The following is a 24,838-nucleotide window of genomic DNA, read 5'->3' as shown; positions in this document are numbered from 1 at the left end:
AGCCCTGATGGTGCGCCGCCACGTGCCACCCCGACAAACGACATTAACGCCCGCCATGCGTGAGAAAATCGCACGCATGCCGCTTCGAGAGCCTCCCCTCAACGCCGTGCGAGCCTTTGCCGCCGCGGCGCGCCACCTCAGCTTCACTCGCGCAGCGCTCGAACTGCATGTCACGCACAGCGCGGTGAGCCGGCAGATCAAGAGCCTGGAAGAGTTCCTTGGCGTCGCGCTGTTCGAACGGCGCATCCGCCAGGTCGCGCTGACTGCCGAGGGACAGCAGTTCTTCGCGGAGGTGGAGCCGGCGCTTGCGCAGATCGGCGCGGCGGCGCGCTCGCTGCAATTGCAGGGGCCCGCCCGGGCGGTGCGGATCAACGTGCGCCCTTCTTTCGCGGTGCGCTGGCTCATTCCGCGCCTGCCTTCCTTCGTCGAGCGCTATCCCGACATCGAGCCGCAGGTTGTCACCAGTACCGTCATGCCTGAACAGGCCATCGACAGCTTCGACATCGCGGTGCGCCGCGGGCTAGACGGCTGGCCGCCTTCGATCGAAGTGCAGCCCTTTCTCGAAGACGAGGTGCTGGTGGTCGGCGCGCCCGCGTTGTTCGAGACGCATCCGTTGCCCGACCTGCGCGCCCTCGCCTCGCACGTGCTGCTGTCGGCCAAGACGCGCAAGGACGACTGGGACGCCTGGAAGAAGCAGGTCGGCGCCCCGCGCACCCGTCCGGCGGGCCGGCTGCAGTTCGACCACCTGCACTTCGTACTCCAGGCCGCGGTCGACGGACTGGGCGTTGCGCTGGCGCCGACCTCGCTGGTGTCGCACGACCTGGCCTCGGGTCGCCTGCAATCGCCGCTGCCCGCGCTGCGCATGACGCTGGAGCGCTATTACTACGGTCTGGCGCCCGACGCCGCACCGGAGGCGGCGTACGTGGCCGAGTGGTTTGAGGAAATGCAGGCCGAAGGCGCCTAGGGCCTGTTCACACTATTTCCGGGGTCGCGTTGGTGGGCCAAGGGGCTGGATGCAAGGCGCACGGGCGCAGCAAGGCTGAAGCCTTGCAAGCGCGGGCAACGCCGCAGACAGCCCCTTGGCCCGCCAACCCTGCGGGAAGGTCAGCCAGCGAGGGCCACTCGGCGTTGCGTTCCTTGCGCGTGCGCATGCACGCGCGGCGTCACGCGCCTTGATTGGCCCTCGCTGGCTGACCTTCGCGACCCCGGAAATAGTGTGAACAGGCCCTAGCCAATCAGCCGACGAGCGACCGAATCACCTCCGACACGCCCACCTTGCCCCTGCGCACGCTCGCATCGCTTCCCTCGAAGCGAATCCATCCTTCGTTGAAGCCGTCGAGCATCTGGATGCGCGGCACCGGGTCGCGCATGCCCTGCGCGCGGAAGATCGCGCCCCAGGTCTCGCGCGGCACCACCTCCGCGTGCACCGGGCGGCCCAATACCTGCGAGAGCGCAGCTGCAATCGCGTGCTGCGTCAGCCGCTCGGGACCTTCGAGTTCGACGATGCGCGGCGCCTCGCCTTCTTGCACAAGGAGTTCAGCGGCAACGCTGCCCACATCGGCCGTGGCCACCATCGGCACGGCCCGCTCCAGCGGCTGCAGGTAGCTCGACAGCACACCCTGCTCGCGGGCCTGAGTAATGTCCCAGCGCAGGTTCTCAAGGAACCACGCCGGCCGCAGGAACGTGACCGGAAACGGCAGCGTGCGAAGCGCTTCTTCCATCAACGTGCGCTGGCTCAGCAGATTGGGTTGCGCGGCCTGTGCGCCGACGGTCGACAGGCACACCACGCGCGGCGGCCGGGCGGTGTCGAGTGCCTGGCGCACCGCGGCGTTCTCGGCCCTGGCCTCTGGAAAACCCGGCTCGGGGTCGAAGTTCGGCGGCGGCAGCACGAAGACGCCGGCCGTACCCGCGAAGGCCCGCGCCAATGCCGCGGCATCGTCCATCGCTGCGGTGGCGACCTCGCAGCCGAGCTCCGCCCAGACACGGCCCTTGGCTTCGTCGCGGACGACTGCGCGAACGGGCTTGCCCTGGGCCAGCAAAGCGCGCGCGACGGCGCCGCCCACTTGACCCGTGATTCCGGTAATTGCGTACATGAGACTTTCTTTCTTCACTTGATTGCGATGGAGCGAATCGTAGAAACGCTCCATCTTTGAGTAAAGCGACCTCAAGGCATATCATTCGTGATAACAGATCACGAATAAGAAAATGACTCTCGACGGACGCCTTCTCTCCAACGTCAGCGTGCTGGCCGCCGTGGTCGAAGGCGGCAGCTTCGCCAGCGCCGCCAACGCACTCGGCCTCACGCCCTCCGGTGTGAGCCGCGCCATTGCCCGGCTCGAGGGCCGCATCGGCGTGCGGCTGTTCGACCGCACGACCCGCTCGCTGAACCTCACCGACGAGGGCCGGCTGCTCTACGCCAACATCAATCCGCTGGTGCTCGGCATCGAGGACGCGGTGACGATCGCGTCAGGCGCATCCGGCGCGGTGCGCGGGCGCCTGCGCGTCAACACCGACGCATTCACCTCTCGCCTGCTGCTGGCGCGGCACCTGCCGCGCTTTCTTGCGCTGTACCCCGAGCTCACGCTGGAGCTGATCGCCCGCGACCAGCTCGGCGACCTGGTGGCCGAGGGCTTCGACATCGCCGTGCGCTTCGGCGAGCCGCCGTCGTCGTCGCTGGTGGCCCGCAAGCTGATGGACTCGCGCGTGGTCACCGTGGCCACGCCGGCCTACCTGGCGCGGCACGGCCACCCTGCCAAGCCGGCAGACCTCGTCGGCCATGCCTGCCTGCAGGTACGCAACCCGGCCACGGGGCAGCCCTATACGTGGGAGTTCCAGCGCGGCCGCAAACTCGTGAAGGTGCCAGCCACCGGACGACTACTGCTCACCGACCCGGGCACCGTGCTGGAGACGGTGCTCGCCGGCATCTGTGTGGCGCAGATCAAGGCCGTGGGCATTCAGCCGCAGCTCGACGGCGGCGAGCTGGTCGATCTGTTTCCTGATTGGCCCGATGAGCGGCTTCCGCTCTATGCGCTCTATCCGTCGCGCCACCTGCCGGCCGCGAAGGTACGTGCGTTCATCGATTTCGTGATGGAAGTCGTCGCGCCCGCGCCTTCGCCTGCATCGAAGCCGAAGCCGCGGCGCTGATGCTCGCGCGTCCGGAAACGGCCAGCGACATGAGCCCTCCGATCGCACGATGAGGGCATGACCCATACAACACTCACAACACTCACAACACCGCTCCCCCGTTCCTTCCTGAACCTCGCGTGGTCCAACCTCGCCGCGCAGTCCGCCGAGCAACTGAGCCTTGCGGCCGTGCCGCTGGTCGCCGTGCTGGCACTCGGCGCAGGGCCGGGCGAAATCGGTTTTCTCTCGGCGGTGCAGACGCTGCCCTTCCTGCTGGTCTCGATGCCCATGGGCCTGCTCGCGGATCGCATGTCGCGGCGACGGCTGATGGTGTGGGCCGAAGGGCTGCGGGCGGTCTCGCTGCTGGTGCTGCTGGCGATGGTGTTCGCATCGAAGCTCAGCATCGGCTGGCTGGCTGTGCTCGGTTTCCTGGGTGCTGTCGGCACCGTGGGCTTCAGCGTCGCGGCGCCCGCGCTGGTGCCGGCGCTCGTGCCACGCGAGGCACTGGCACTGGCCAACGGGCGGCTCGAACTGGCGCGCAGTGCCGCGTTCACCGCCGGTCCCGCACTCGCGGGTGCACTGGTGGCGTGGGCCGGTGCTCCTGCTGCGTTCATGCTGGCAGCAGTGCTGTCGGTGGCGGCCGTGGGCCTGCTGCTGCGCTTGACCGAAGCACCGCGCGCACCCGCTTCCGGACGGCATCCACTGCTCGAAGTGCGCGACGGCGCGCGCTTTGTCTGGCAGCACGACATGCTGCGGCCGATGCTGATGACCGGCGCGGTGTTCAACATCTCATGGTTCGTGCTGCAGGCCGGGTATGTGCCCTATGCAGTGCGGGTGCTCGGCCTCGGCGCGCAGGCGGTCGGCTTCACGCTGGCGATGTACGGCGCGGGCATGGTCGTTGGCGCGCTGCTCACGCCGCGCGTTGTGGCGCGCCTGCCCTTCGGCCGCGCGATCCAGGTCGGCCCCGCGGTCGCGGTTGTTGCAGCAGCGACGATGGCAGCCACGCTCCTGGTGCCGACCGCCGCGCTGGCCGCGCTCTCGTTCTTCCTGTTCGGCGCGGGGCCGATGGTCTGGGTCATCACCTCGACCACGCTACGCCAGAGCGTGACGGCTTCGACCATGCTGGGCCGGGTGTCGGCCGTGTTCCTCACGATCAATGCGGGAGCGCGGCCCATCGGAGCGGCGCTCGGCGGCCTGGTTGGTGCGGCCTGGGGCGAGCCGGCGTGCCTGCTGCTGGCGCTGGCCGGGTTCGTTCTGCAGGCGGCGATCATCTTCGCGTCGCGCATCGCGGGGCTGCATCGGTTGCCTGTGCCGGCCACCTGAGCTTCGTTTACTCCAGGTCGGGAAGCACCATCGACTCCAGAGAATCGAGCGGCAGCCAGCCATCCGGTACGTCAACCAGAGCGGACTCCTGCGCACGAACTCTGGTAGGCCTCCTTACAGGCTTCTTGGCCAGCGGATCGACAGTGGAAAGCGAGAACACCCTCCTGACCGGACCGCCCGTGAAACTGAGCCCGGTGAGCCGCTCGACTTCATTGATCTGCACCTGGAAGGTCTTGTACGCGTCGAAAGGAATCTCGCGTGCAGCCTCGATGCCAAATTCCTCGATCACACCCGACTGATCGAGGATGTAGGCCGTGGCAAACAGCTTGCCGCTAGCCGTGATCGCCGCAACGACTTTCCAGAAGCGAACCGGATACTGGATCTTCGGGTACTTGTCCCAGACCGGGTCGCTTTCTTCGAGGATGGGGCCTGTGATGACCTGCGCCCTGAACTTGTCGAGCTTGATCGCGTCCTCGAAGATGTGGCGTTCGATGCCCTGCCAGAGCTCCTTGTTCTGATTGAACTTGGAATGCTGGGGCGTGCAGTTGCTCCAGTGGCAGGTATCTGCCGCAGTGGTGAGCGCAGCCAGGCGGGTGGCTCCGTATTCCATGTCTTCACGGCGCGTCAGATGGCCACGGTCGAACTGGTTGTTCTCGTAGTAGAAGTTGGTCAGCTGTGCGCTTGCGGGAATCCGCGGGTCCTGCCTCCACACGTCCGCCGGCCGGGCCAGTTCGAACCGGCCGCTGAAGTCGACGTTGGCTGCCGAGTAGAGAGCCAGCCGCCTCGCCTTGTGCATCACGAGGCTGTAGCCGTGATAGTTCAGCACGTTCTCGCCCGGGGGGCCGTCGACCAGTTCTACCGTCTCCTTCGCAAGAGCCTTGCCAAGCAGCGGCAGATGCACCGACATCTCGGGCTTGCCCGGCGCGAGGAATCCGGCTTCGAAGCCTTTGCGATCGTCGTACTTCGCATTGAAGGGCACGTCGATGGCGGGGGCTGGTTTCTTCGCCTTGGCACGTGCGGCTTCTTCGAAAACGCTTTGCGACTCGCGGGCAGCGGGACCGGATCGGAGGACGGAGACGCTTCCATCCGATTCGATGCCGAGCGTCACCGTGAGGGTCCTTCTTCCACCAGATTGCATGTCGTTCATGGTCGTCTTCCGGGTTGGGGTTTGTTGAATGAGCGGACCGGGAAGCGGCAAGCTCCCGGCAGCATGGGTCGCCGTTGACTGCAGCAGGTCGACGGAAGGAAGCATCAGCCGCGAGTTTTCCGGCGTGGCACCGAAGACCGGCTGAAGCAACGAATGCGCGGGAAGGGCTGCATGAAGCGTGTCGACGATGCGGGAAACGCGGATGCCCTCGTTGGCAATCCACTTGATGTCCTGCTCGCCGTCTTTTGCGGGGTCGTAGTCGCGGCCTGAGATGGTTTGCGTACGGCCATCTCTTTCATCCGGTACGCCGCTGTGGTGGAGCGCTACGACATACCAGTCGTTGCTGAAAACCGGGGAGCCTGAAGATCCCCCGAGCGTGTCGGTCGAATACCAGAGCACGTCGTCCGTGCGCTTGAGAAGCTTGTTCTCCCGCACGCACACCTGTTTGCGGTCGCCGTTGGGGTGCTGGATGATGGTGAGCCACTCACCGTCCGATGCCTTGCCGGTGGCACCTACAAGCGGAAGAAACCCATAGTGTTCGAGCTGGCCATCTCCCACTGTCGAACTGGAGGCGACGGCCACGACGGTGAAGTCGAGGTCTTTCGAAGTGAAGAAGAGTTCCTGCGCCTGAAGGCTGTAGGTAGTGGGGTTGAGTACGGCGCCGTCGATGTCGAGTTCGAATTCGAACTGGGCTTCCGAGCGGCGACAGGACTCGATGGATGGCAGAACGTGGTTGTTCGTGATGAGCACGTTCGGCGCTATCAGGAATCCGGTGCCATAGGCGACAAGCCGCCCTGCCGTGTCCCTGATCAGGATGCGACTGACCGCCTTTGCGGCTCGCGCGCCACGAGCCAGGTAGTTGACGTCCTGTATCTCGCTGCCGGAGATGATTCGCTCATACGCGACGGCAGACTTCTCATCGTCGCCAAGGCTTTCACGCAAGAAGCTCCTGCGGTCATCGAGCTGCTTCGGCGTGCTCAGTTCGCGCGGGGTCTTGTCTCTCGCATAGTCGGCAAGAGATCGCAGGTCGATGCCTTCGCTTCGCTCCCGCGCCTTCTCGATTTGCTCAAGCCAGAGTTGCACGCCGCGCCTCCCTCGTCCCGTGAGGGTTGCAACTGTGCGTGTTTGCCGACGCTTCTACATCCCCCATTCGAGGGATGCCGTACGTACTAGAAAAGCGACGCCATCCCGTTGGGCCGCGCGTCCTCGATGTCGAGCATGCGCAGCTTGGTCAACGCCCCGCCGCCGGCCGAGAAGCCGCCGGGCTTGTTGCCCGCGGCCAGCACGCGGTGGCAAGGCACTACGGGCGCGAACGGGTTGTGGCCCATGGCCTGACCCACGGCGCGCGACAGGCCCTTGTCGCCCAGCTCTTCGGCGATCTCGCCGTAGGTGCGCGTCTGCCCCGGCGGAATGCGGCGCGCGATCGCGTAGATGCGCTGGTGAAATTCCGACACGCCACGCATGTCGAGCTCGATGTGGCTCAGGTCGTCGTGCACGCCTTGCAGCAGGCCCTGGATGGCGGTGATGGCGCGTTGCGCTGCTTCGCTCGGCGGGCTTTCATTCAGGTCCGGAAAGCGTTGCTTCATGCGCGCACGCGTGGCTGCCTCGCCGTTGTCGGCGGGCAGTTGCACGCCGACCAATCCGCGCGGTCCCCATGCCAGGGCGCACATGCCAATGGAAGTCTCGAACAAGGCAAAGCCCGTCATGGCGTCTCCTGTGACAGCGAATGCTGGCGCGACGCAAGCACAGCGCCGAGCCAAAGGGCCATTGCCGAAGCCACCAGGCCCCGCGCCAGCCCACCAGGGCCGTCGGAAATCCATCCAGTGACAGTCGGCCCGACGATCTGCCCCAGCGCAAAGATGATGGTGAACATGCTGATGCCCTGCGCCCAGCGCGACGGCGGCAGGTTGTGGCGCACCAGCGCAGTGGTCGAAGCCACCACCGACAGGAACACCCCACCGAACAGCACACCTGAAACCAGCGCCACCGGCGCCGACGCACTCAGCACCGGCAGCAGCGTCGCCACGCCGAGCAGCCCGTTCAGCAGTGCCTGCGGCTGCCCGCCGCGGTAACGGTCGAGCAGCCCGGCCCACAGCCGCGACGACGCCACGCAGGCAATGCCCAGCAAGGAATAGAACAGCGTGACGAAAGAAGCGCTCGCCCCCTGCTCGCGCAGCAGCGCGATCACGAAAGTCATGTAGCCGATGTAGCCCATGCCGAACAGGGCATACCCGGCGAGCGCCCAGCCGAAGCGATGCAGTGCGACCGGCGGCGCAGCGTCCGTCGAAGCGGCGGCTGCCGTTGGCGCTGGCCTGTCAGGCATCGCGCGGCCAGCCCAGGCCAGCAGGCAGGTGGCCGCTGCACTTGCCAACGCCAGCGCCCACCACGCCCAGGCCCATCCGTGCGGCACGCCCGATGCCGCCCGCAGCACCTGCGGCACGAGCAGCGCCGACAACAAGATGCCGAAGCCGGTGCCGCCGTAATAGATGCCAAGCAGCAGGCCGCCGCGTGAAGAGCCTGCCTCACCAAGCCGCGCTGCAAGCAACCCGCCCGCCACGAACACCCATGCGCTGGCCACCCCGGCCAGCAGGCGCTGAAGCAGCAAGGCCGGCGCGTCGGTCACGAAACCGCTGCCCGCCATGAATACGCTCGCCAGCACAGCCCCGACCACCAGCAGCCGCGTCGTGCCGAAGCGCCGCATCAGCATCGGCGTGATCAGCGCACCGACCAGGTAGCCGACCGCATTCGCCGTGTTCATGCCGCCGGCCAGCGCATAGCTCCAGCCAAGGTCCGCGCGCATGGGCGGCAGCAGCAATGCGTATGCGAAGCGGGTGATGCCGAGCGAAACCGCCGCGCCCATCGACAGCGCGAATGCAAGACGCAGCGTGGGCTGCGCAGGGGCGGCAGAAGAAGTGAGCGTTATCGACATGGGAGCGGGCGGCTGGCCATTTTGCGGCAGGCGCCGCCGCCCTGCCCGCGCCGCCCGGTCAACCCGCGTCAGGCATCGGGTCGGCGTGCAGCAGATGCCGCTCCAGCAGCACCGCCACATGCACCGCTTCGCGCTGCGCGCCGTCCTCGATCTGATGGCGGCAGCTGGTGCCGTCGGCCACCACGATGGCGCTGGGCTTCGCGCGGATGGCCGGCAGCAGGCTGGCCTCGGCCATCTTCATCGACACCTCGAAATGGCTGGCCTCGTAGCCGAAGCTGCCGGCCATGCCGCAGCACGAGCTTTCGATGAGTTCGGGCTGCGCGCCGGGAATGAGCTTCAGCACCTCCATCACCGGGCTCACCGCGCCGAAGGCTTTCTGGTGGCAGTGTCCGTGCAGCAGGATAGGCGCCTCGGCCGGCTTCAGTGCCAGCTCGAAGCGGCCCAGCTTGATTTCGCGCGCAATGAACTCCTCGAACAGCAGCGCGTGCTTCGCCACCATCTCGGCCTTTTCGCCGAAACCCATCACCAGCGTTTCGTCGCGCAGCGTGAGCAGGCACGAGGGCTCCAGCCCGACGATGGGCACGCCGGCGCGCGCCAGCGGCACCAGCGCGTCGATCAGCGCCTCGACCTTTTCCTTGGCCTGCGCGACCATGCCGCTCGCCAGGAAGGTGCGTCCGCAGCAATGGTGCCCGCCGCGCTTCTCGACCGTGTGCAGCACATAGCCCGCAGCCTGCAGCACGCGCGCTGCCGCAAAGGCGTTCTCGCTCTCGAAGGTGCCGTTGAAGGTGTCGACGAACAGCACCGCCGCCTTGCCACCGCGCCGCGCAATCGACAGCGCCACGTCGCGCTCGACGAACAGGCCGGGTTCGTTGGCCTTGCCGCGCCAGAAGGTGTCGCTGCGCCATTCGGGCAGCGAGCGCTTGGCCGAGAAGCCCAGCAGCTTTTCTCCCAGCCATGCGGCGCCGGGCACGCTGTTGCGCAGGTTCAGCAGCCACGGCATGCGGCTGGCCTTGTGCGCGTAGTCGGGCAGGTTTGCCACGAGCCTGTCTTTCAGCGTGTGGCCGTGACGCTTCTTGTAGTGGTCGAGAAACTCGACCTTCATCTTCGCCATGTCCACGCCCGTTGGGCAATCGCGCTTGCAGCCCTTGCAGCCGACGCACAAGTCCATGGTGTCGTGCATGGCCTCGCTGGTGAAGGCATCGGGGCCGAGCTGCCCTGACAGCGCCAATCGCAGCGTATTGGCGCGGCCGCGCGTCAGGTGCTGCTCGTCACGGGTCACGCGATAGCTGGGGCACATGGTGCCGGCGTCGAACTTTCTGCAGTGGCCGTTGTTGTTGCACATCTCCACGGCCTTGGCGAGGCCGCCGGTGCTGTCGCCGCCGGTGCCGGGCGCGGTCGTCACCTCGGTCACCGGGTCGGCGTTGACGTTCCAGCCCGACCAGTCGAGCACGGGCTTCAGTTCGATGCGGCGGTAGGGCTTGGGCGCGGTCGGCGGCGCGAAACGGAACAGCGCGCCATCGTCCATGCGCGGTGGGTCGATGATCTTGCCGGGGTTGAACAGGCCGATCGGGTCGAGCTTGCGCTTGATGGCGCGAAACGCCTCGTTGATGGCCGGGCCGAACTGCCATTCGATCCACTCGCCGCGGCACAGGCCGTCGCCGTGCTCGCCGCTGAACGCACCCTTGTACTTGCGCACCAGCGCGCTCGCCTCTTCGGCAATGGAGCGCATCTTGGCGGCACCGTCCGCGCGCATGTCGAGAATAGGCCGCACGTGCAGCGTGCCGACCGATGCGTGCGCGTACCAGGTGCCACGGCTGCCGTGCCGGGCGAACACCTCGGTCAGCGCGTCGGTGTATTCGGCCAGGTGTTCGAGCGGCACGGCGCAGTCTTCGATGAAGCTCACGGGTTTGCCGTCGCCCTTGAGGCTCATCATGATGTTGAGGCCGGCCTTGCGCACTTCCCACAGGTTCTTCTGCCGCGCGTCGTCGGGCATCTCGACCACGCTGCCGGGCAGGCCGAGGTCGCCCATCAGCTCGACGAGCTGCTTGAGTTGCGGCAGCAACGCGGCCTTGTCCGAACCGGAAAACTCCACCAGCAGGATGGCCGCCGGCTTGCCGATCAACGCAGTCTCGACCGTCGGCTTGAAGGCCGGGTTGGCAAGGCTCAGCTCGATCATCGTGCGGTCGACCAACTCCACCGCCGTCGGCCCCAGCTTCACGATGTGCTGCGCCGCGTCCATCGCCGCATGGAAGGTCGGGAAGTTGACGATGCCCAGCACCTTGGCGCGCGGCAGCGGCGCGAGCTTGAGCTTCAGGCTCTTCGTGTAGGCCAGCGTGCCCTCGGAGCCGATCAGCAGGTGCGCGAGGTTCACGCTGCCGTCTGCCGTGTACGGGCGCTCGCTCTGGTTGTCGAAGATGTCGAGGTTGTAGCCCGCCACGCGGCGCATCACCTTGGGCCAGTGCTCGGTGATCTGCTCGCGGTGCTGGCGTGCCAGCCCGCGCAAGAACTGCGCGATGCCGGCCGCGCGCACGCCCATCGTGCCGACCGTTCCGAACTCCACCAGTTCGCCACTCGACAACCATGCACTCGCACCCAGCACGTTGTGCACCATGTTGCCGTAGGCGATGGAGCGCGAGCCGCAGGAGTTGTTGCCCGCCATGCCACCCAGCGTGGCCTGCGCGCTGGTCGACACATCCACCGGATACCACAGGCCGTGCGGCTTGAGCTGTGCGTTCAGGTGATCGAGCACGAGGCCGGGCTCGACCGTGGCCGTGCCCTCTTCCACGTTCACTTCGAGCACGCGGCGAAAGTGCTTGCTGTTGTCGATCACCAGCGCCGCGCCGGTCGTCTGCCCGCACTGGCTGGTGCCGCCTCCGCGCGCGAGCACCGGCACCTTCAGGTCGCGGGCGATGTCGATGGCGGTTGCAATGTCGCCCTCGTTCGTCGGCACGAAGGCGCCGACGGGCGCGATCTGGTAGATCGACGCGTCGGTGGCGTAGCGCCCGCGCGAACCGTCGTCGAACAGCACCTCGCCCTGCGTGTCGGAGCGCAGGCGGCGCGCGAGCAGTTCGCAGGTGTCGTTGGGCGGAAGAACGGTTCCGGCTGGCTGCATGTGGCTGGCGGGATCGATGCGCATGGTGGGTCGTTTTTCTTTTGGCAGGTCAGAAGCTCAGCTCGACTTGGCCGAGGGATAGATTTCGCCGGCGCGCAGCAACTCCAGCACGGTGTCGCGCTTGCGCAGCACGTGCGCCACGAGCACCTTGCGCATGGCCGCTGAGTCGCGTTTGGCCAGCGCATCGATCATCTGTTCGTGCTCTTCGACGGCGTGCTTCCACTTCGTCTCGTTCTGGTTGGTGCGAAAGCGCAGCGACTGCACGCGGGCGTTGATGGAGCGGTAGGTGTTCGACAGCACCGGGTTCGCGGCCGCCTCGTTGATGGCGGTGTGGATGCGTGCATTCAGGCGGTAGTAGCCCGAGAGATCGCGCCGCGAGAAGCAGGCCAGCATTTCGTAGTGCAGCGCGCGCACTTCGGCCAGCTCTTCGTCGGTGATGCGCTTGGCGGCCAGTTCGCCCGACATGCCTTCGAGCATCGCCAGCACCTCGAAGGTGTCGAGTACGTCGGCCTCGGTGAGCTTCACCGCCACCGCGCCTCGGTTGGGCAACAGGTCGACCAGCCCTTCGGCCGCGAGCAGCTTGATGGCTTCGCGCAGCGGCGTGCGCGACACGCGCAGTTGCAGGCACAGCTCGCGCTCGTTGAGCTTGGCGCCGGGCGCGATGAGCCCTTCGACCAGCATGGTGCGCAGGCGCGCGGCCACCTGGTCGTGCAGGGCGAGTCTGGAAATTTCGATGATGTCAGCTGTCATGGCTTTGCCTCTTGATTGCATTTTGAATGCAAAAAAGAAGGCTAACAACCCAAGCGAATAAGGGTAAACCATCAAACAAAAAAGCATTTTGAATGCAAAACTGAATGCGAAAGGACAGTCCATGCTGCAACTCGACATCCATCCCACCGGCCGCCACTTCCTCCAGATTCCCGGCCCCAGCCCGGTGCCCGATCGCATCCTGCGGGCCATGAGCCTGCCCACCATCGACCACCGCGGGCCCGAATTCGGCACGCTGGGCCTGAAGGTGCTCGGCGGCATCAAGCAGATCTTCAAGACGAAGCACCCGGTCGCTATCTACCCCGCCTCGGGCACCGGCGCCTGGGAGGCCGCGCTTGCTAACACGCTCAGCCCCGGCGATCACGTGCTCATGTACGAGACCGGCCATTTCGCCTCGCTGTGGCAGAAGATGGCCACGCGCCTCGGCCTTTCGACCGAGTTCCTCTCGTGGTCGGGCACCGATGCGCAATTGCCCAACGCCCCCAGCTGGCGCCGCGGCGTGCAGGCCGAACTCATCGAAGCCCGCCTGCGCAAGGACACCGAAAAGAAGATCAAGGCCGTGTGCGTGGTGCACAACGAAACCTCCACCGGCGTCACCTCCGACATCGCCTCGGTGCGCAAGGCCATCGACGCTGCGGGCCACCCCGCCCTGCTGATGGTCGACAGCATCTCGGGCCTGGCCAGTGCCGATTTCCGTCATGACGAATGGGGCGTGGACGTGACCATCAGCGGCTCGCAGAAGGGCCTGATGCTGCCGCCGGGCATCAGCTTCAACGCGCTCTCGCCGCGTGCTCTCGAAGCCACAAAGAGCGCGAAGCTGCCGCGCGCCTTCTGGGCCTGGGACGAGATCGTCGAGATGAACAAGGACGGCTATTGGCCCTATACGCCCAACACCAACCTGCTCTACGGCCTTTCCGAATCGCTGGACATGCTGCTCGGCGAAGGGCTCGACAACGTGTTCGCGCGCCACCAGCGCTGGGCCGCCGGCGTGCGTGCAGCGGTCAATGCGTGGGGTCTGCCGATCCAGTGCGCAGACCCGGCCGTGTATTCGCCCGTGCTCACCGGCGTGATCACGCCCGAGGGCATCGATGCCGACGCGCTGCGCCGCCTGATCCACCAGCGCTTCGATCTTTCGCTGGGCACCGGCCTGGGCAAGCTCAAGGGCCGCATGTTCCGCATGGGCCATCTGGGCGACAGCAACGACCTGACGCTGGTAGCGATGGTCGCGGGCGTCGAGATGGGCATGAAGCTCTCGGGCATCAAGCTGGCCGGCAGCGGCGTGCATGCGGCGATGGACCATTTCGCGAACCACACGGCACCGGCCGCGCTGCAAAAAGCCGCATAGGCACGCGGGGCCGCCCCGGCGCGCATCGGACCATTCCCACCCACGACGGAGACCAAGAAGATGCAGAGACGTTCGTTGATCCAGGCCGCGGGCGCCGCGGCCGCCACACTGGGCGTGCCCCGGCTCTTCGCGCAGGAATGGCCATCGGGGCCGGTGCGCATCGTGGTCGGCTTTCCGCCGGGTGGCGGCACCGATGCGCTGGCCCGCGTGGTCGCGCAGAAGCTCACCATCATGTGGGGGCAGCAGGTCATCGTCGAGAACAAGGGCGGCGTGGCCGGCGTGCTCGCGGCCGACTACGTGGCGCAGCAGCCGAGCGACGGCAGCACGCTGCTGATGGCCCACATCAACAGCCATGCGCTCGCGCCCAGCCTGCAGCCCAAGCTGCGCTACAACGTGGAGCGCGACTTCGTGCCGATCGTGCTGGTGGGCGTCACGCCCAACCTGCTGATCGCCAACCCGGGACAGAAGGCGCTGACGGTGAAAGACATCGTGTCCGCCTGCAAGGCCGCTCCCGGCACCATCAGCTTCGGCTCGGCCGGCGCGGGCTCGGCGCAGCACCTGGCGCTGGAGATGTTCAAGCTGCAGGGCGGCGTCGATGCGCTGCACGTGCCCTACAAGGGCAGCGGCCCGCTGCTGGCCGACCTCATGGGCGGGCAGATCCAGTACAGCTTCGAGACCATGACGGCCGCCACGCCGCATGTGAAGAACGGCCGCGTCATCGCCGTGGCGCAGACACGCACCAAGCGCGCCAAGGGCCATCCCAACGTGCCGACGATGCAGGAGCAAGGCTTCGCCGGCTTCGAGGCGACCACGTGGTACGGGCTCGCCGGGCCAGGTAAGTTGCCGGCGTCGATTGCGCAGAAGGTGAATCGAGACGTGAATACGGTGCTGGCAATGCCCGATGTGCAGGAGCGAATGGACACCTATGGCGCGGAGGACGGCGGTGGTTCGCAGGACAAGTTCAGGCAGTTCATCAGCACCGAGATTGCGAAGTGGGCGAAGGTGGTGAAGGACGGCAACGTTCACGTCGAAAGCTGAAGAACCAGTCTCACCCCCAGGCTTCGCGCACTTCGTGTCGCTGCGCCAACCCCCTTCCGGGGGCAACACCGGAGGCCCGGCAAAGCCGGTTCCTCGGTGTTCCACGAAAGGACGCCGACACCAGCCAGGTTTTGCTGAGAAGATCCGAAAAATGACCCCATCCCAGACTGCCCTCACCGACGCACTCGTGGCCGCACGCCGCGGCAATCGCACCCTCGACGCCACGCCCTGGCTCGGCACGCTCGAAACCGACACGCAAGCCTATGAGGTGCAAGACGCCGTCGCGGCCGCACTCGGCTGGTTCGACGGTCGCCCAGTACCGGGCGTGTGGAAGTCCGGTGGCGGCTCCCGCAGCGCGACGCTCACACATGCGCCGCTGCCGCCTTCCGGCGTGCGCCAGAGCCCCGCGAACTTCAGCGACCTCGTGTTCAACACGCCCGGCATCGAGGCCGAAATTGCCTTGCGTCTCGGCCAGGACGTCACGCCCGCGCAGGCAGCGAAGCTCGATCACGCAAGCGCCGCATCGCTCGTCGATGCCATGACCGTCTCCGTCGAGGTAGTCGACACGCGCTGGCAAGACCTCGCCTCGACACCTGCCCTGCTCCGCCTAGCCGATTCGCAAGTGCACGGCGCGCTGGTGCTCGGCGAGTGGAAGCCCTACGCCGCCATCGACTGGGCCTCGCAGCACTGCGAAGCGAAGATCGGCGACGCTGAGACGGTGGTGCGCGAAGGCACGCATCCGCTGGCCGACCCCACCTGGCTGCTGCCGATCTGGCTGCGCCACCTCACGCGCCACGGGCAGACCGTGCCCGCCGGCACGGTGGTCACCACCGGTTCGTGGGTCGGCATCCTGCCCTGCCGGCGCGGAGATCAGGTGGCGGCGGAATTCCCCGGCATCGGCGCTGTCCGCTTGAGCGTGTAGCGCCCGCCGCCCACGCCCGAGCAAGTCACCAGAAAGTCGAGCACCGCCCGCACCCGCGCGGGCAGCGTTCCCGCCTTGCCGATGTACACCGCGTGAATCGGCTCGATCTCACCGGCGTTGAATTCATCGAGCAGAGGTACCAGCCGGCCAGCGTCGATGTCGTGCTGTATGTGATATAGCGACAGCCGTGCCACACCCGCCCCCGCGATGGCCAACTGCCGCAGCGTTTCGCCGTCGCCTGCGCGCACCGGGCCGGCCACGGGCAGCCACACCATGCGGCCGTCCACACGCAGCGGCCAGTCGGGCGAATTGCGCCGGTAACTCCAGCCAAGGCGGTTGTGCGCCTCCAGTTCCTGCGGCGTGCGCGGCGTACCGTACTTCGCAAGGTAGTCCGGCGCGGCGACGATGGCCTGGCTGGTTTCGCCCAGCCGCCGCGCCACGAGGTCGGACGATGGCAGCTGGCCCCAGCGGATCGCGATGTCGGCGCGTTCGTCCATCAGGTCGACGATGCGGTCGGTCAGCGCAATGTCGAGAGTGATCTGCGGATGCAGTTCGAGCAGGCGCGGCACCAGAGGCACCAGCTTGTGGTGGCCGAACGAGACGCTGGCGTTGATGCTCACCCGCCCACGTGGCGCCGCGCCGGCCGCGGCGCAGCGCTCGGCCTCGTCCATGTCGGCCAGCACGCGCAGGCTGCGTTCGTAGAACTCCGTGCCTTCGGGCGTGAGCTGCAGCTTGCGCGTGGAGCGGTGCACCAGCTGGATGCCCAGGCGCAATTCGAGCCGCGCCACCAGCTTGCTCACAGCCGAAGGCGTCATGCCCAGCAGACGCGCCGCCGCCGAGAAGCCGCCTGACTCGACCACCTGCACGAAGGCCTCCATCTCGCCGGAGCGGTTGACGTCGATGCGCGGCATGGCTCTTCTTCCAATCTGTGAGTTCAACTCACAAGTATGTGTACCGGCGGCATTCTAGTCATCGAAGGCTTTCGTCCGCACAGTACAGGGCATCATGCCAATCGCTCTACTCGCCCTCACCGCCGGTGCCTTCGGTATAGGCACCACCGAGTTCGTCATCATGGGCCTGCTGCTGCAGGTATCGACGGATCTTCATGTCTCCATCACGGCCGCCGGCCTGCTGATCTCGGGCTACGCGCTCGGGGTCGCGGTCGGCGCGCCGGTGCTCACCATTGCCACCCGCAAGCTGCCGCGCAAGACCGTGCTGCTGGCGCTCATGGCGATCTTCACGCTCGGCAACCTCGCCTGTGCCGTGGCGCCCAACTACGAAATGCTGATGGCCGCGCGCGTCATCACCTCACTGGCGCACGGCACTTTCTTCGGCGTCGGCTCGGTGGTGGCCACCGGCCTGGTGGCGCCCGAACGCCGCGCCTCGGCCATCGCGATCATGTTCACCGGCCTGACCGCCGCAACGCTGCTCGGCGTGCCAGCCGGCGCGTGGCTGGGCCTGCAGTTCGGCTGGCGCTCGGCCTTCTGGGCCGTAACGCTGATCGGCGTGCTGGCCTTCACGGTGCTCGCGGTGTTCGTGCCGCGCGTCAAGGGCGAGGCAAAACCTGCGCCGCTACGCGAAGAACTGGCTGTGCTGGCGCGCCCGCAGGTGCTGCTCGGCCTGGCGATGACGGTGCTCGGCTTTGCCGGCGTGTTCGTGGTGTTCACCTACATCCAGCCGCTGCTCACGCAGGTCACCGGTCTTTCGGAGTCGGCTGTGTCGCCGATCCTGCTGGTGTTCGGCGGCGGCCTTGCGGTCGGCAACATCCTCGGCGGCAAGCTGGCCGACCGTGCGCCGATGGCAGCCGTGCTCGGCACGCTGGTGGCTCTGGCGGTGGTGCTCGGCGCGATGCAGTTCACTATCGGCACGCCGTTCACCGCGGTGGTCTTCGTCGGCCTGCTCGGCGTGGCCTCGTTCGCCACCGTGGCGCCCATGCAGTTGCGGGTGCTGGAGAAGGCCTCGGGCGCGGGCCAGAACCTCGCGTCGAGCCTGAACATCGCGGCCTTCAACCTTGGCAATGCGCTCGGCGCCTGGGTTGGCGGTGTGGTGATCGACCATGGCCCGGGGCTGCGCGCACTGGGTTGGGTGGCGGCGCTGCTCACGCTGGTGGGGCTGGCCATCGCGCTGTGGAGCCGCTCGCTCGACCGGCGCGAACCGCGCAATGCGCTGGGGGATTGCGCTTCGGCGCGGGTCTGATCCTCTTCCAGGGGGTGAAGGGATTGGGGATTGCAGAATCCCGCATGCGCAACGCTCCCCTCATCACCCGCCCCGCCAACGCCGCCGACGCTCCTGCGCTGGCGGCGTTGTCGATCCAGGTCTCGCTCACCACCTACGCGACCGAAGGTGTGAATGACCTGCTCGTACGCTATGTGCTCAGCCAGTTCAGTTAGGCCGGCCATGAGCGGCCGCCGGAATGATCAGTGCTGCCGCGTAGGCGAATCGCTACGTGCCTCTTCCATCGGCATGAAGAACTCGAACCGGTTGCGCCCCGCCGCCTTGGCGTTGTAGAGCGCGACGTCGGCCCGCGCCAGCAGTTCTTCGGCGGTAACGGAGGAATCGGCTGCGCGGTGATACGCGATGCCGATGCTGGTCGTCACCTCGATGCGCTGGCCGTCCACCACGAAGGGCGGCGTGCGGATGCTTTCCACAACCTTGGCCGCCACCGTGGCCGCGGTGCCCGGCGCGTTCAGGCCTTCGAGCACCAGCACGAACTCGTCGCCGGCCAGCCGGGCCACCATGTCGGTGCCGCGCACGCAACCCAGCAGCCGCCGCGCGTATTCGGCCAGCACCGCATCGCCCACCGCGTGGCCCATGGTGTCGTTGATGGCCTTGAAGTGGTCGATGTCGAGGAACATCAGCGCCATTGCGTGGCCGGTGAGCTGCCCGCGCAACACGGCTTCGGGCAGGTACTCGTTGAAAGCCAGCCGGTTGGGCAGGCCAGTGAGCGTGTCGAGCCGCGCCAACTCGATGAGCTTGTGCTCCACCACCTTCAGCGCCGTGATGTCGAGCGCCAGCGAGAAGATGCCGTGCGTCGCCCCATCGGCGCGCACGTCGGGCACGTAGATCACCTGCGTGACGCGGTCGAACCCCGCGCGCTGCGTGCTGGTCTCGAACTCCACACGCTCGCCGGACAGCGCCCGGGCGAGCATCGGCTGGCGCGACAGGTACACATCTCGGCCCGACACCTCCTGCACGTGGCGCCCCAGCACCTGGACCGGATCGAGCCCGAGCCACTCGCGGCTGGTGGCATTGGCGAAGGTGATCTTCTCCTCGCGGTCGATGTAGGTGATCAGCGCCGGCATGTTGTCGGTGATGGCGCGCAGGCGCAGTTCGCTCTCGGCCTGGCGCAGTTCCGCCTCTTTCAGCGCCGTGATGTTGAAGGACATCAGGTAGAAGCCCACGACCTCGCCGCGCAGGTTCTTGTCCGGTATCAGGTTGACCTGGAAGTACCCCTCCCTGCCGTGGATGGGTGCACGTACCGGAAAGCGCACTTTCTTGCCGGAGAACAGCACGGGAAGGTAGGGCTTGTGCTGCGCGTACACCGCCCTGCCGAGGGCAGAGCGCATGGTCGTGCCCTGCAGCGGTGCACCTTCGCTCAGGCCCGCCATCTGCCGCGCCCGGATGTTGGCGAACAGGCAGTTCTGCTCGCGGTCGAAATAGCCGACCAGCGCCGGAATGCTGTCGGTCACGTCGCGCAGCAGCTTTTCCTGCTCGGTCAGGGCCCGGCGGATGTTCACTTCCTCGGTGATGTCGAAGGTCATCGAGAACACGCCGCACACCACGCCGTCGGCATCGACGTCGGGAATGTAGTGCGCCTTGAAGGTGCGGTTGCCGATGCCCAGGGCCGGGTCGCCCGACTTCTCGAGGATCACCGTCTCGCCGGCCAGCGCGCGCATGAAGTGCGGCTCCACGAGCGCAAAGTCTGCGGCGCCGCGCACCTCGGGCATCAGGCGCCCCACCAGCGCTGAGTTGTTGTGCAGGGCCCGCACGTGCGCGTTGACGAAGGTGTAGCGCAGCGATGCGTCTACATGCGAAACCATCGCCGGGATGTTGTCGGCAATGGTGCGCACCTGCGCCTCGCTGCGCGCGAGGCTGAGCTCGATGGCGCGCCGCTGTGCCATCAGCTCGTCGAAGGTGCGCGAAAGGTCGCCGATCTCGTCGGGGGCGTAACTGCTGCGCGGCTCGGCGGCGGCTGCGGGTGCCTCCTTCGTGGACTGCATGTGCCGATGCAGCTCCGACAGCGGCTTCAGCTGCCGGCGCGCCACGCCCAGGGCCAGTGCGCCCGCGAACAGCGCGAGCGCCATCGCCCCGAACAATGCACCGCGCTCGATAGCGTCGATGCTCGCGAAGGCCTCGCTGCGCGGATACATGGCGCCGACGATCCAGTTGGTCTGCTCGGTGCGGTCGAAGGCATAGAGGGCAGGCACGCCGGCATCGTTGATGCCCTCGCTCGAGCCCTGGAAACCGGCCATCGCGCGCAGGATCTCGGCATTGCCGCGGCCATCCGCCTGGACCTGGTTCAGGATGCGCGAAGTCTGCGGATGGTCGACCACGATGCCGTCCACGGTCGTCACGAACAGGTAGCCGGTCTTACCGAACCTGACGTCGCCGAGCGTGCCCAGGATGTTCCGGTCCTTCAGGTTGATGGCGCCGGAGATCACGAACCTCACCTGCCCCGCGTTGTCGAGCACCGGCTCGGTGATGGCCACCTGCGCCAGTCCGTTGAGGCGGTTGCGGTAAGGCTCGGACACGAGGCCGGCCTTGGAAGCGACCGTCTGCTGGAAGTAGGGGCGATCCTTCACGTTCACCTTGCCGATCGCCTGCACGCCGTTCAGGTTGGCTACCAGGTTGCCGTCCATGTCGACGAATGCAACGTTGTCGAAAGCCTTGCGCAGCGAGCCATGCTTCTCGAGAAAGGCCTGCAGCGCAGCGCCCTGGAGGTCCTGCGCTTCCACGCTGCCGCCAAAGGTCTGCAACAGGATCCGGCGGCTGCCGAATTTCTGGTCGATCGCATCCGCGATGGCACCCACGCGGGCGACCTCCTCGGTCGCGATCGAGGCGCGCATGTTGCTCTTGACCAGATGCAGGGCGAAGGTGGCGATTGCGAAAGTGGTCAGCAGAACCACTGCTGCCACGCCGAGGCTCAGGCGCGTGTGCAAACCGAAGCGGATTTTCGAGAAGCCTGTTGGAGTCATTGAACTTGTTCGGAGCCGGTACGTTGCCGGCGGGGAGTTTCCGGGCAGAGTATCGGTGCGTTCCGCGTGCGGAGAAAGACTCAGGGACACAGGCTCCGGTGAACCGCGTGGCACGGCGGAAAAATGAATTCCTTTGCCGTACTTTTCGCCTTTCGGGAAGGAAAAAGCGCGGGGCGCTGCGTCAGGTGCCCGAGGAATCCGCCGAGCGCTTGCTGGCCAGGGTGCGGCTTTCTTTCTTCAGCGCCTTCGACACCGGGCAGACCGCCTGTACGAAGCCGGTCAGCGTGTTGGCCAGGCTCTCGCGCTGCAGGCTGTAGAACACGAACTGGCCGCGCTTCTCGGCCTTTACCAGCCCCGCGCCTTCGAGGATCTTCAGGTGCTTGGAGAGCGAAGGCTTGGTCATGTCGAAGCGCGAGGCGATGTCGCCGGCCGACAGTTCGGTCTCCGACAGGTACGCCAGGATCTTGCGCCGCGGCGTGGAGGCAAGCGCTTCGAAAACTTTTTCCATCGGTTCAGTTTAGCTCGCGAGTAGGCAATTCTCTAATTAGTTATTTAGCCATTTAGCTAAATGAATGGCACAATGACCCGAACAGGAGCCGACGACATGCAAGCACCCACCGCCCCTTCCCCGCGCACGGTTGTCTACTACAACAGCGCCTGTCCCGTCTGTGATGCCGGCGTTTGCGCCATGCGCGAGAAAACACCGGACGCAAGCGTCGAGTGGATCGACGTGCACACCCGCCCGGAAGTGCTCGAACCGCTGGGCCTGCAACTGGAGGACGTGCGCGAACGCCTGCACCTCGTCGACACCTCGGGCGCCACGCGCATCGGTGCCGACGCCATCGCCGGCGTGCTGGCCCTTGCTCCGCGATGGCGCTGGCTGGCAAGGCCGCTTCAGTGGCCCGGGCTGCGAACGCTCGGCGCCTGGCTCTACAACCTCTTCGCGCATCAGCTCTACCGCTGGAACCGGTCGCGGGGTCATTGGTAAACCAAGGAGAAGAACCATGAGCGCAGCATCCAACTTCGACCCCGCCGAACTGGCCAGATTCCAGGCCCTGGCCGACCGCTGGTGGGACCCGCAGTCTGAATTCCGCCCCCTGCACGAAATCAATCCGCTGCGGCTGGACTGGATCGACAAGCTCGCCGCGCTGAACGGCCGCAAGGTGCTCGACGTCGGTTGCGGCGGCGGCATCCTGGCCGAATCGATGGCGCACCGCGGCGCGGACGTGCTCGGCATCGACCTCGCCGACAAGCCGCTGAAGGTCGCAACGCTTCATGCACGCAGCAGCGCGGCAAGCGTGACCTACCAGGCCATTTCCGCCGAAGACCTGGCCGCTGACAACGAGGCGAAGTTCGATGTCGTCACATGCATGGAGATGCTCGAGCACGTGCCGTCGCCAACGGCTGTGATCGAGGCCTGCGCCCGCATGGCGAAGCCCGGAGGCTGGGTCTTTTTCTCCACCATCAACCGCACGCCGTGGGCATGGCTGATCGCGATCTTCGGCGCGGAGCAGGTGCTGCGCATCCTGCCGCGCGGCACGCACGACTACCGCAAGCTCATCCGCCCTGACGAACTCAAGAGCGCGGCCGCCAGCGCCGGCCTCGTGCTGCGGGACCAGCGCGGCCTGGGCTACAACCTGCTCACCCGCAACTTCAGGCTCCACCGTTCGCTGAGCGTGGGCTATCTGCTTGCGATGCAGAAGAAGGATTGAGCCGTCAGGCCTTCACGACCCGCGCGCTGGCCGTGGAGCGCGCCACGACGCGGCCGTCCGGATCGCTCAGTTGCGCCTCGAGAAAAGCGATGGTCTTGCCGCGCTGCACGACCCTGCCTTCGCCATACAGCAGGCCGGGCTTCGCGGCCGCCAGAAAAGACACGCTGAGGTCGATGGTGACGGAGTAAGTCTCTTCGCCATTCATGACCCACAACGCCGGCCCCATCGTGTCGTCGAGCATCGCGACGAGGATGCCGCCCTGCACCGCGCCCGCGGGGTTGAGAAACGCATCGGTGGCCATGAAGCTCAGGCGGATCGATCCTTTGGCCTTGTCGAAATCGAGCACGCGCTGACTGAAAAGCTCGGCGGTGGGCGGGCGGGGAAAGCGCTCAAGCAAAACGTCGGGCTTCATTTTTTCGCTCAGAAAGTGGAGCGAAAAATCCTATGCCGCAGCTACTGACAGCGTGGTGTCAGTAGCTGCCAACACATCGACGAGCTCGTCCACGCGCTGCTCCGCACGCCGCATCGACTGCGCGAGCTGCTCGCCGCCGAACTCATCGGACTCCACTGCGGCCTCGAACACATCGGTGATGCCGATGTAGCCGAGCACCGAACGCACGCTGCCCTCGGTGTGATTGAGATGCGCGATGCGCCCGCCCGCGTCGTAGCCGTGGTCGCCGCGCGCGCCGAGCAGCACCACGCGCTTGCCCGCGTCCGCCAGCAGCGGCCAGTACGGCACCGCACCGCGCGAACGGTCGAAGCCGAAGGTGCGGCCCACGCGCACGATGTTGTCGATCCAGGCCTTGAACTGCGCGGGCACGCTGAAGTTGTACATCGGCAGGCCGATCACGACCACGTCGGCCGCAATGAGCTGATCGACCAGCCGGTCGCTCTCGGCAAGCACGTCGGCCATCCACGGCTCGCGCGCGGCCGGTGGTGTGAAGGCCGCATGGATCCAGCGGCCGTCGACGTGCGCGGGCGGCTGCTGGCCCACGTCGAGGTGGTCGATGCGGTCGTCGGAGCGAGCCTTGCGCCAGCGCTCGACAAAACGCGCGGAGAGGCGACGCGTGTGCGAGCCGTGGAGATCGGTGTCGGAACGGCCCGGACGGGCGCTGGCGTCGATGTGAAGGAGGTTCATGGTCATGGCCTTTATGGATGAATGGATGTCTTTCATTCCGCGCTGCCAGAATGGCGCGCAGGCCTTGAATCTATGGATGCAGGCCTGCCATCACAAACGACGATTTCTCTGCCTATGAACGAGATTGGCTCATCTATCAGATATCCCCGCCGGCTGCCTCCGCTGCTGTCGCTGCGCGCCTTCGAGGCCGCGGCCGCACATCTGAGCTTTCAGCGCGCGGCGCTCGAACTCTCGGTGACGCCCTCGGCCATCAGCCACCAGGTGCGTGCGCTCGAAGACACGCTCGGCCTGCCACTGTTCCGCAGGCTCACGCGACAGCTCGCGTTGACGCCTGCGGGCCAGCGACTGTTCGACGACCTCCGCATGGGCTTCGACGTGCTCGAAGCCGGTGTGGACAAGCTGCGCCGGCCGGCCGCATCGCAGGCCGTCACCCTCACCACCAACACCGCCTTCGCCGCGCGCTGGGTGCTGCCGCGCATGGAGGCGTTCCGCAAGGCCAGCCCCGGGGTGGAGCTGCGGCTGCATGCAAGCGATACCGTGGTCGATCTGGCGCGCGGCGATGCCGACATCGCTGTGCGCTCAGGCCGTGGCAACTGGCCGGGGCTGGTGTCGCGCGAACTGATGCCCGAGCGCTATGCGCCGTTGTGCAGCCCGATGCTGGGCTTGAAGCGCGCGGCAGACCTGCCGAAGCATCAGCTGATCCATTGCGACTGGCAGCCACAGGCGCTCGCACCCGCCGTGTGGCCGCGCTGGTTTCGCGAAGCCGGCATCGCACCGCCGAGGGGGCGTGCGATGAAGGCCTCGGGCCTGTCGTTTTCCGACGAGACGCATGCGATGCTGGCCGCGCTCGCGGGGCACGGCGTTGCATTGCTGAGCCTCACGCTGTCGGCCGAAGAGCTTCGCAGTGGTGCACTGGTGCAGCCCTTCGGGCCCGCGCTCGAAACCGGCAGCTACTTTCTTGCGGTTGCGAACGGGAGGGAGAACGAGCCGGCCATCCGTGCCGTGTGGGAGTGGATTGCGTCGCAGGCCGCCGCAGACTGAGGAAAGACCGAACGCCAAACTTGCAGGTTTTTGCAGTTGTCGTGG

At 66.7% G+C, this 24,838-nt stretch carries 22 protein-coding genes; 11 read left to right on the top strand and 11 right to left on the bottom strand.

The window, feature by feature from the left end; translation table 11 throughout:
• Window positions 1-76 precede the first annotated feature (76 nt).
• Window positions 77-964, top strand: a complete 888-nt coding sequence (locus BLW48_RS06160; protein WP_093173426.1) for a LysR substrate-binding domain-containing protein — start codon at window positions 77-79, stop codon at window positions 962-964.
• A 271-nt stretch (window positions 965-1,235) separates the two neighbouring features.
• On the opposite strand, the gene BLW48_RS06155 is transcribed toward BLW48_RS06160, so the two are convergent.
• Complete coding sequence (locus BLW48_RS06155; RefSeq protein ID WP_093174137.1) at window positions 1,236-2,093, bottom strand: NmrA family NAD(P)-binding protein; 858 nt, start codon at window positions 2,091-2,093, stop codon at window positions 1,236-1,238.
• A gap of 112 nt (window positions 2,094-2,205) precedes the next feature.
• On the opposite strand from BLW48_RS06155, the gene BLW48_RS06150 reads away from it, so the two are divergent.
• Together BLW48_RS06150 and BLW48_RS06145 are read left to right on the top strand one after the other, a co-directional pair.
• On the top strand, window positions 2,206-3,144 hold the full coding sequence (locus BLW48_RS06150; protein WP_093074085.1) for a LysR family transcriptional regulator: 939 nt from the start codon (window positions 2,206-2,208) through the stop codon (window positions 3,142-3,144).
• Between the two features lie 57 nt (window positions 3,145-3,201).
• Entirely contained in the window at window positions 3,202-4,446 is a 1,245-nt protein-coding gene (locus BLW48_RS06145) for an MFS transporter (protein ID WP_093173424.1), read from the top strand.
• Between the two features lie 7 nt (window positions 4,447-4,453).
• Here BLW48_RS06145 and BLW48_RS06140 read toward each other — a convergent pair whose 3' ends face one another.
• The 5 genes from BLW48_RS06140 to BLW48_RS06120 all read right to left on the bottom strand — a co-directional run bounded on the left by BLW48_RS06140 (window position 4,454) and on the right by BLW48_RS06120 (window position 12,384).
• Window positions 4,454-6,676 carry a DNA/RNA non-specific endonuclease gene (locus tag BLW48_RS06140; RefSeq protein ID WP_093173422.1) on the bottom strand — a complete coding sequence of 741 codons (2,223 nt, stop codon included), beginning with the start codon at window positions 6,674-6,676 and terminating at the stop codon, window positions 4,454-4,456.
• Window positions 6,677-6,762: 86 nt separating this feature from the next.
• The gene (locus BLW48_RS06135; RefSeq protein WP_093074079.1) at window positions 6,763-7,299 is read right to left on the bottom strand and encodes a methylated-DNA--[protein]-cysteine S-methyltransferase; all 537 of its coding nucleotides are present in this window, start codon (window positions 7,297-7,299) and stop codon (window positions 6,763-6,765) included.
• Window positions 7,296-8,522 (bottom strand): YbfB/YjiJ family MFS transporter, encoded by a 1,227-nt coding sequence (locus BLW48_RS06130; protein WP_093074077.1) that lies wholly within the window; start codon window positions 8,520-8,522, stop codon window positions 7,296-7,298. Before BLW48_RS06130 ends, BLW48_RS06135 begins: the two co-directional genes overlap by 4 nt.
• A 58-nt stretch (window positions 8,523-8,580) precedes the next feature.
• Window positions 8,581-11,658, bottom strand: a complete 3,078-nt coding sequence (locus BLW48_RS06125) for an FAD-binding and (Fe-S)-binding domain-containing protein (RefSeq protein WP_093173420.1) — start codon at window positions 11,656-11,658, stop codon at window positions 8,581-8,583.
• 33 nt (window positions 11,659-11,691) lie between these two features.
• Entirely contained in the window at window positions 11,692-12,384 is a 693-nt protein-coding gene (locus BLW48_RS06120; RefSeq protein ID WP_093173418.1) for a GntR family transcriptional regulator, read from the bottom strand.
• Between the two features lie 121 nt (window positions 12,385-12,505).
• On the opposite strand from BLW48_RS06120, the gene BLW48_RS06115 reads away from it, so the two are divergent.
• From BLW48_RS06115 to BLW48_RS06105, 3 genes are all read left to right on the top strand, one after another.
• Window positions 12,506-13,747, top strand: a complete 1,242-nt coding sequence (locus BLW48_RS06115) for a pyridoxal-phosphate-dependent aminotransferase family protein (RefSeq protein WP_093173416.1) — start codon at window positions 12,506-12,508, stop codon at window positions 13,745-13,747.
• A 60-nt stretch (window positions 13,748-13,807) separates the two neighbouring features.
• Complete coding sequence (locus BLW48_RS06110) at window positions 13,808-14,785, top strand: Bug family tripartite tricarboxylate transporter substrate binding protein (protein WP_093056860.1); 978 nt, start codon at window positions 13,808-13,810, stop codon at window positions 14,783-14,785.
• 151 nt (window positions 14,786-14,936) lie between these two features.
• Window positions 14,937-15,707 carry a fumarylacetoacetate hydrolase family protein gene (locus BLW48_RS06105; protein ID WP_093173414.1) on the top strand — a complete coding sequence of 257 codons (771 nt, stop codon included), beginning with the start codon at window positions 14,937-14,939 and terminating at the stop codon, window positions 15,705-15,707.
• Here the strand turns inward: BLW48_RS06105 and BLW48_RS06100 are convergent.
• Window positions 15,656-16,618 (bottom strand): LysR family transcriptional regulator, encoded by a 963-nt coding sequence (locus BLW48_RS06100; protein ID WP_093173412.1) that lies wholly within the window; start codon window positions 16,616-16,618, stop codon window positions 15,656-15,658. The two genes, BLW48_RS06105 and BLW48_RS06100, sit on opposite strands and share 52 nt — an antisense overlap.
• Before the next feature lie 94 nt (window positions 16,619-16,712).
• Here BLW48_RS06100 and BLW48_RS06095 point away from each other — a divergent pair, with 94 nt between their 5' ends.
• Entirely contained in the window at window positions 16,713-17,903 is a 1,191-nt protein-coding gene (locus BLW48_RS06095; RefSeq protein WP_093056863.1) for an MFS transporter, read from the top strand.
• A gap of 44 nt (window positions 17,904-17,947) precedes the next feature.
• Window positions 17,948-18,097: a hypothetical protein gene (locus tag BLW48_RS06090; protein WP_177142279.1), complete on the top strand. Its 150-nt coding sequence runs from the start codon at window positions 17,948-17,950 to the stop codon at window positions 18,095-18,097.
• Window positions 18,098-18,124: 27 nt separating this feature from the next.
• Here BLW48_RS06090 and BLW48_RS06085 read toward each other — a convergent pair whose 3' ends face one another.
• A complete protein-coding gene (locus tag BLW48_RS06085) occupies window positions 18,125-20,902 on the bottom strand; it encodes a sensor domain-containing diguanylate cyclase (RefSeq protein ID WP_093173409.1) in 2,778 nt (925 codons plus the stop codon).
• 181 nt (window positions 20,903-21,083) lie between these two features.
• On the bottom strand, window positions 21,084-21,410 hold the full coding sequence (locus tag BLW48_RS06080) for a metalloregulator ArsR/SmtB family transcription factor (RefSeq protein ID WP_093173407.1): 327 nt from the start codon (window positions 21,408-21,410) through the stop codon (window positions 21,084-21,086).
• A 96-nt stretch (window positions 21,411-21,506) separates the two neighbouring features.
• On the opposite strand from BLW48_RS06080, the gene BLW48_RS06075 reads away from it, so the two are divergent.
• The gene (locus BLW48_RS06075) at window positions 21,507-21,890 is read left to right on the top strand and encodes a thiol-disulfide oxidoreductase DCC family protein (protein WP_176928835.1); all 384 of its coding nucleotides are present in this window, start codon (window positions 21,507-21,509) and stop codon (window positions 21,888-21,890) included.
• Between the two features lie 16 nt (window positions 21,891-21,906).
• Entirely contained in the window at window positions 21,907-22,614 is a 708-nt protein-coding gene (gene ubiG / locus BLW48_RS06070; RefSeq protein ID WP_093173403.1) for a bifunctional 2-polyprenyl-6-hydroxyphenol methylase/3-demethylubiquinol 3-O-methyltransferase UbiG, read from the top strand.
• A gap of 4 nt (window positions 22,615-22,618) precedes the next feature.
• Here the strand turns inward: ubiG and BLW48_RS06065 are convergent, their stop codons facing one another.
• Together BLW48_RS06065 and BLW48_RS06060 are read right to left on the bottom strand one after the other, a co-directional pair.
• Window positions 22,619-23,026 (bottom strand): PaaI family thioesterase, encoded by a 408-nt coding sequence (locus BLW48_RS06065; RefSeq protein WP_093173401.1) that lies wholly within the window; start codon window positions 23,024-23,026, stop codon window positions 22,619-22,621.
• A 30-nt stretch (window positions 23,027-23,056) separates the two neighbouring features.
• Complete coding sequence (locus BLW48_RS06060) at window positions 23,057-23,758, bottom strand: FMN-dependent NADH-azoreductase (RefSeq protein WP_093173399.1); 702 nt, start codon at window positions 23,756-23,758, stop codon at window positions 23,057-23,059.
• 108 nt (window positions 23,759-23,866) lie between these two features.
• Between BLW48_RS06060 and BLW48_RS06055 the strand changes: the two genes are divergently transcribed.
• The gene (locus BLW48_RS06055; RefSeq protein WP_093173397.1) at window positions 23,867-24,793 is read left to right on the top strand and encodes a LysR substrate-binding domain-containing protein; all 927 of its coding nucleotides are present in this window, start codon (window positions 23,867-23,869) and stop codon (window positions 24,791-24,793) included.
• Window positions 24,794-24,838: the final 45 nt, after the last annotated feature.

This window comes from Variovorax sp. YR266 (assembly GCF_900107295.1).
Classification (GTDB): domain Bacteria; phylum Pseudomonadota; class Gammaproteobacteria; order Burkholderiales; family Burkholderiaceae_C; genus Variovorax.
This window is presented reverse-complemented; position numbering and strand designations above follow the sequence as displayed.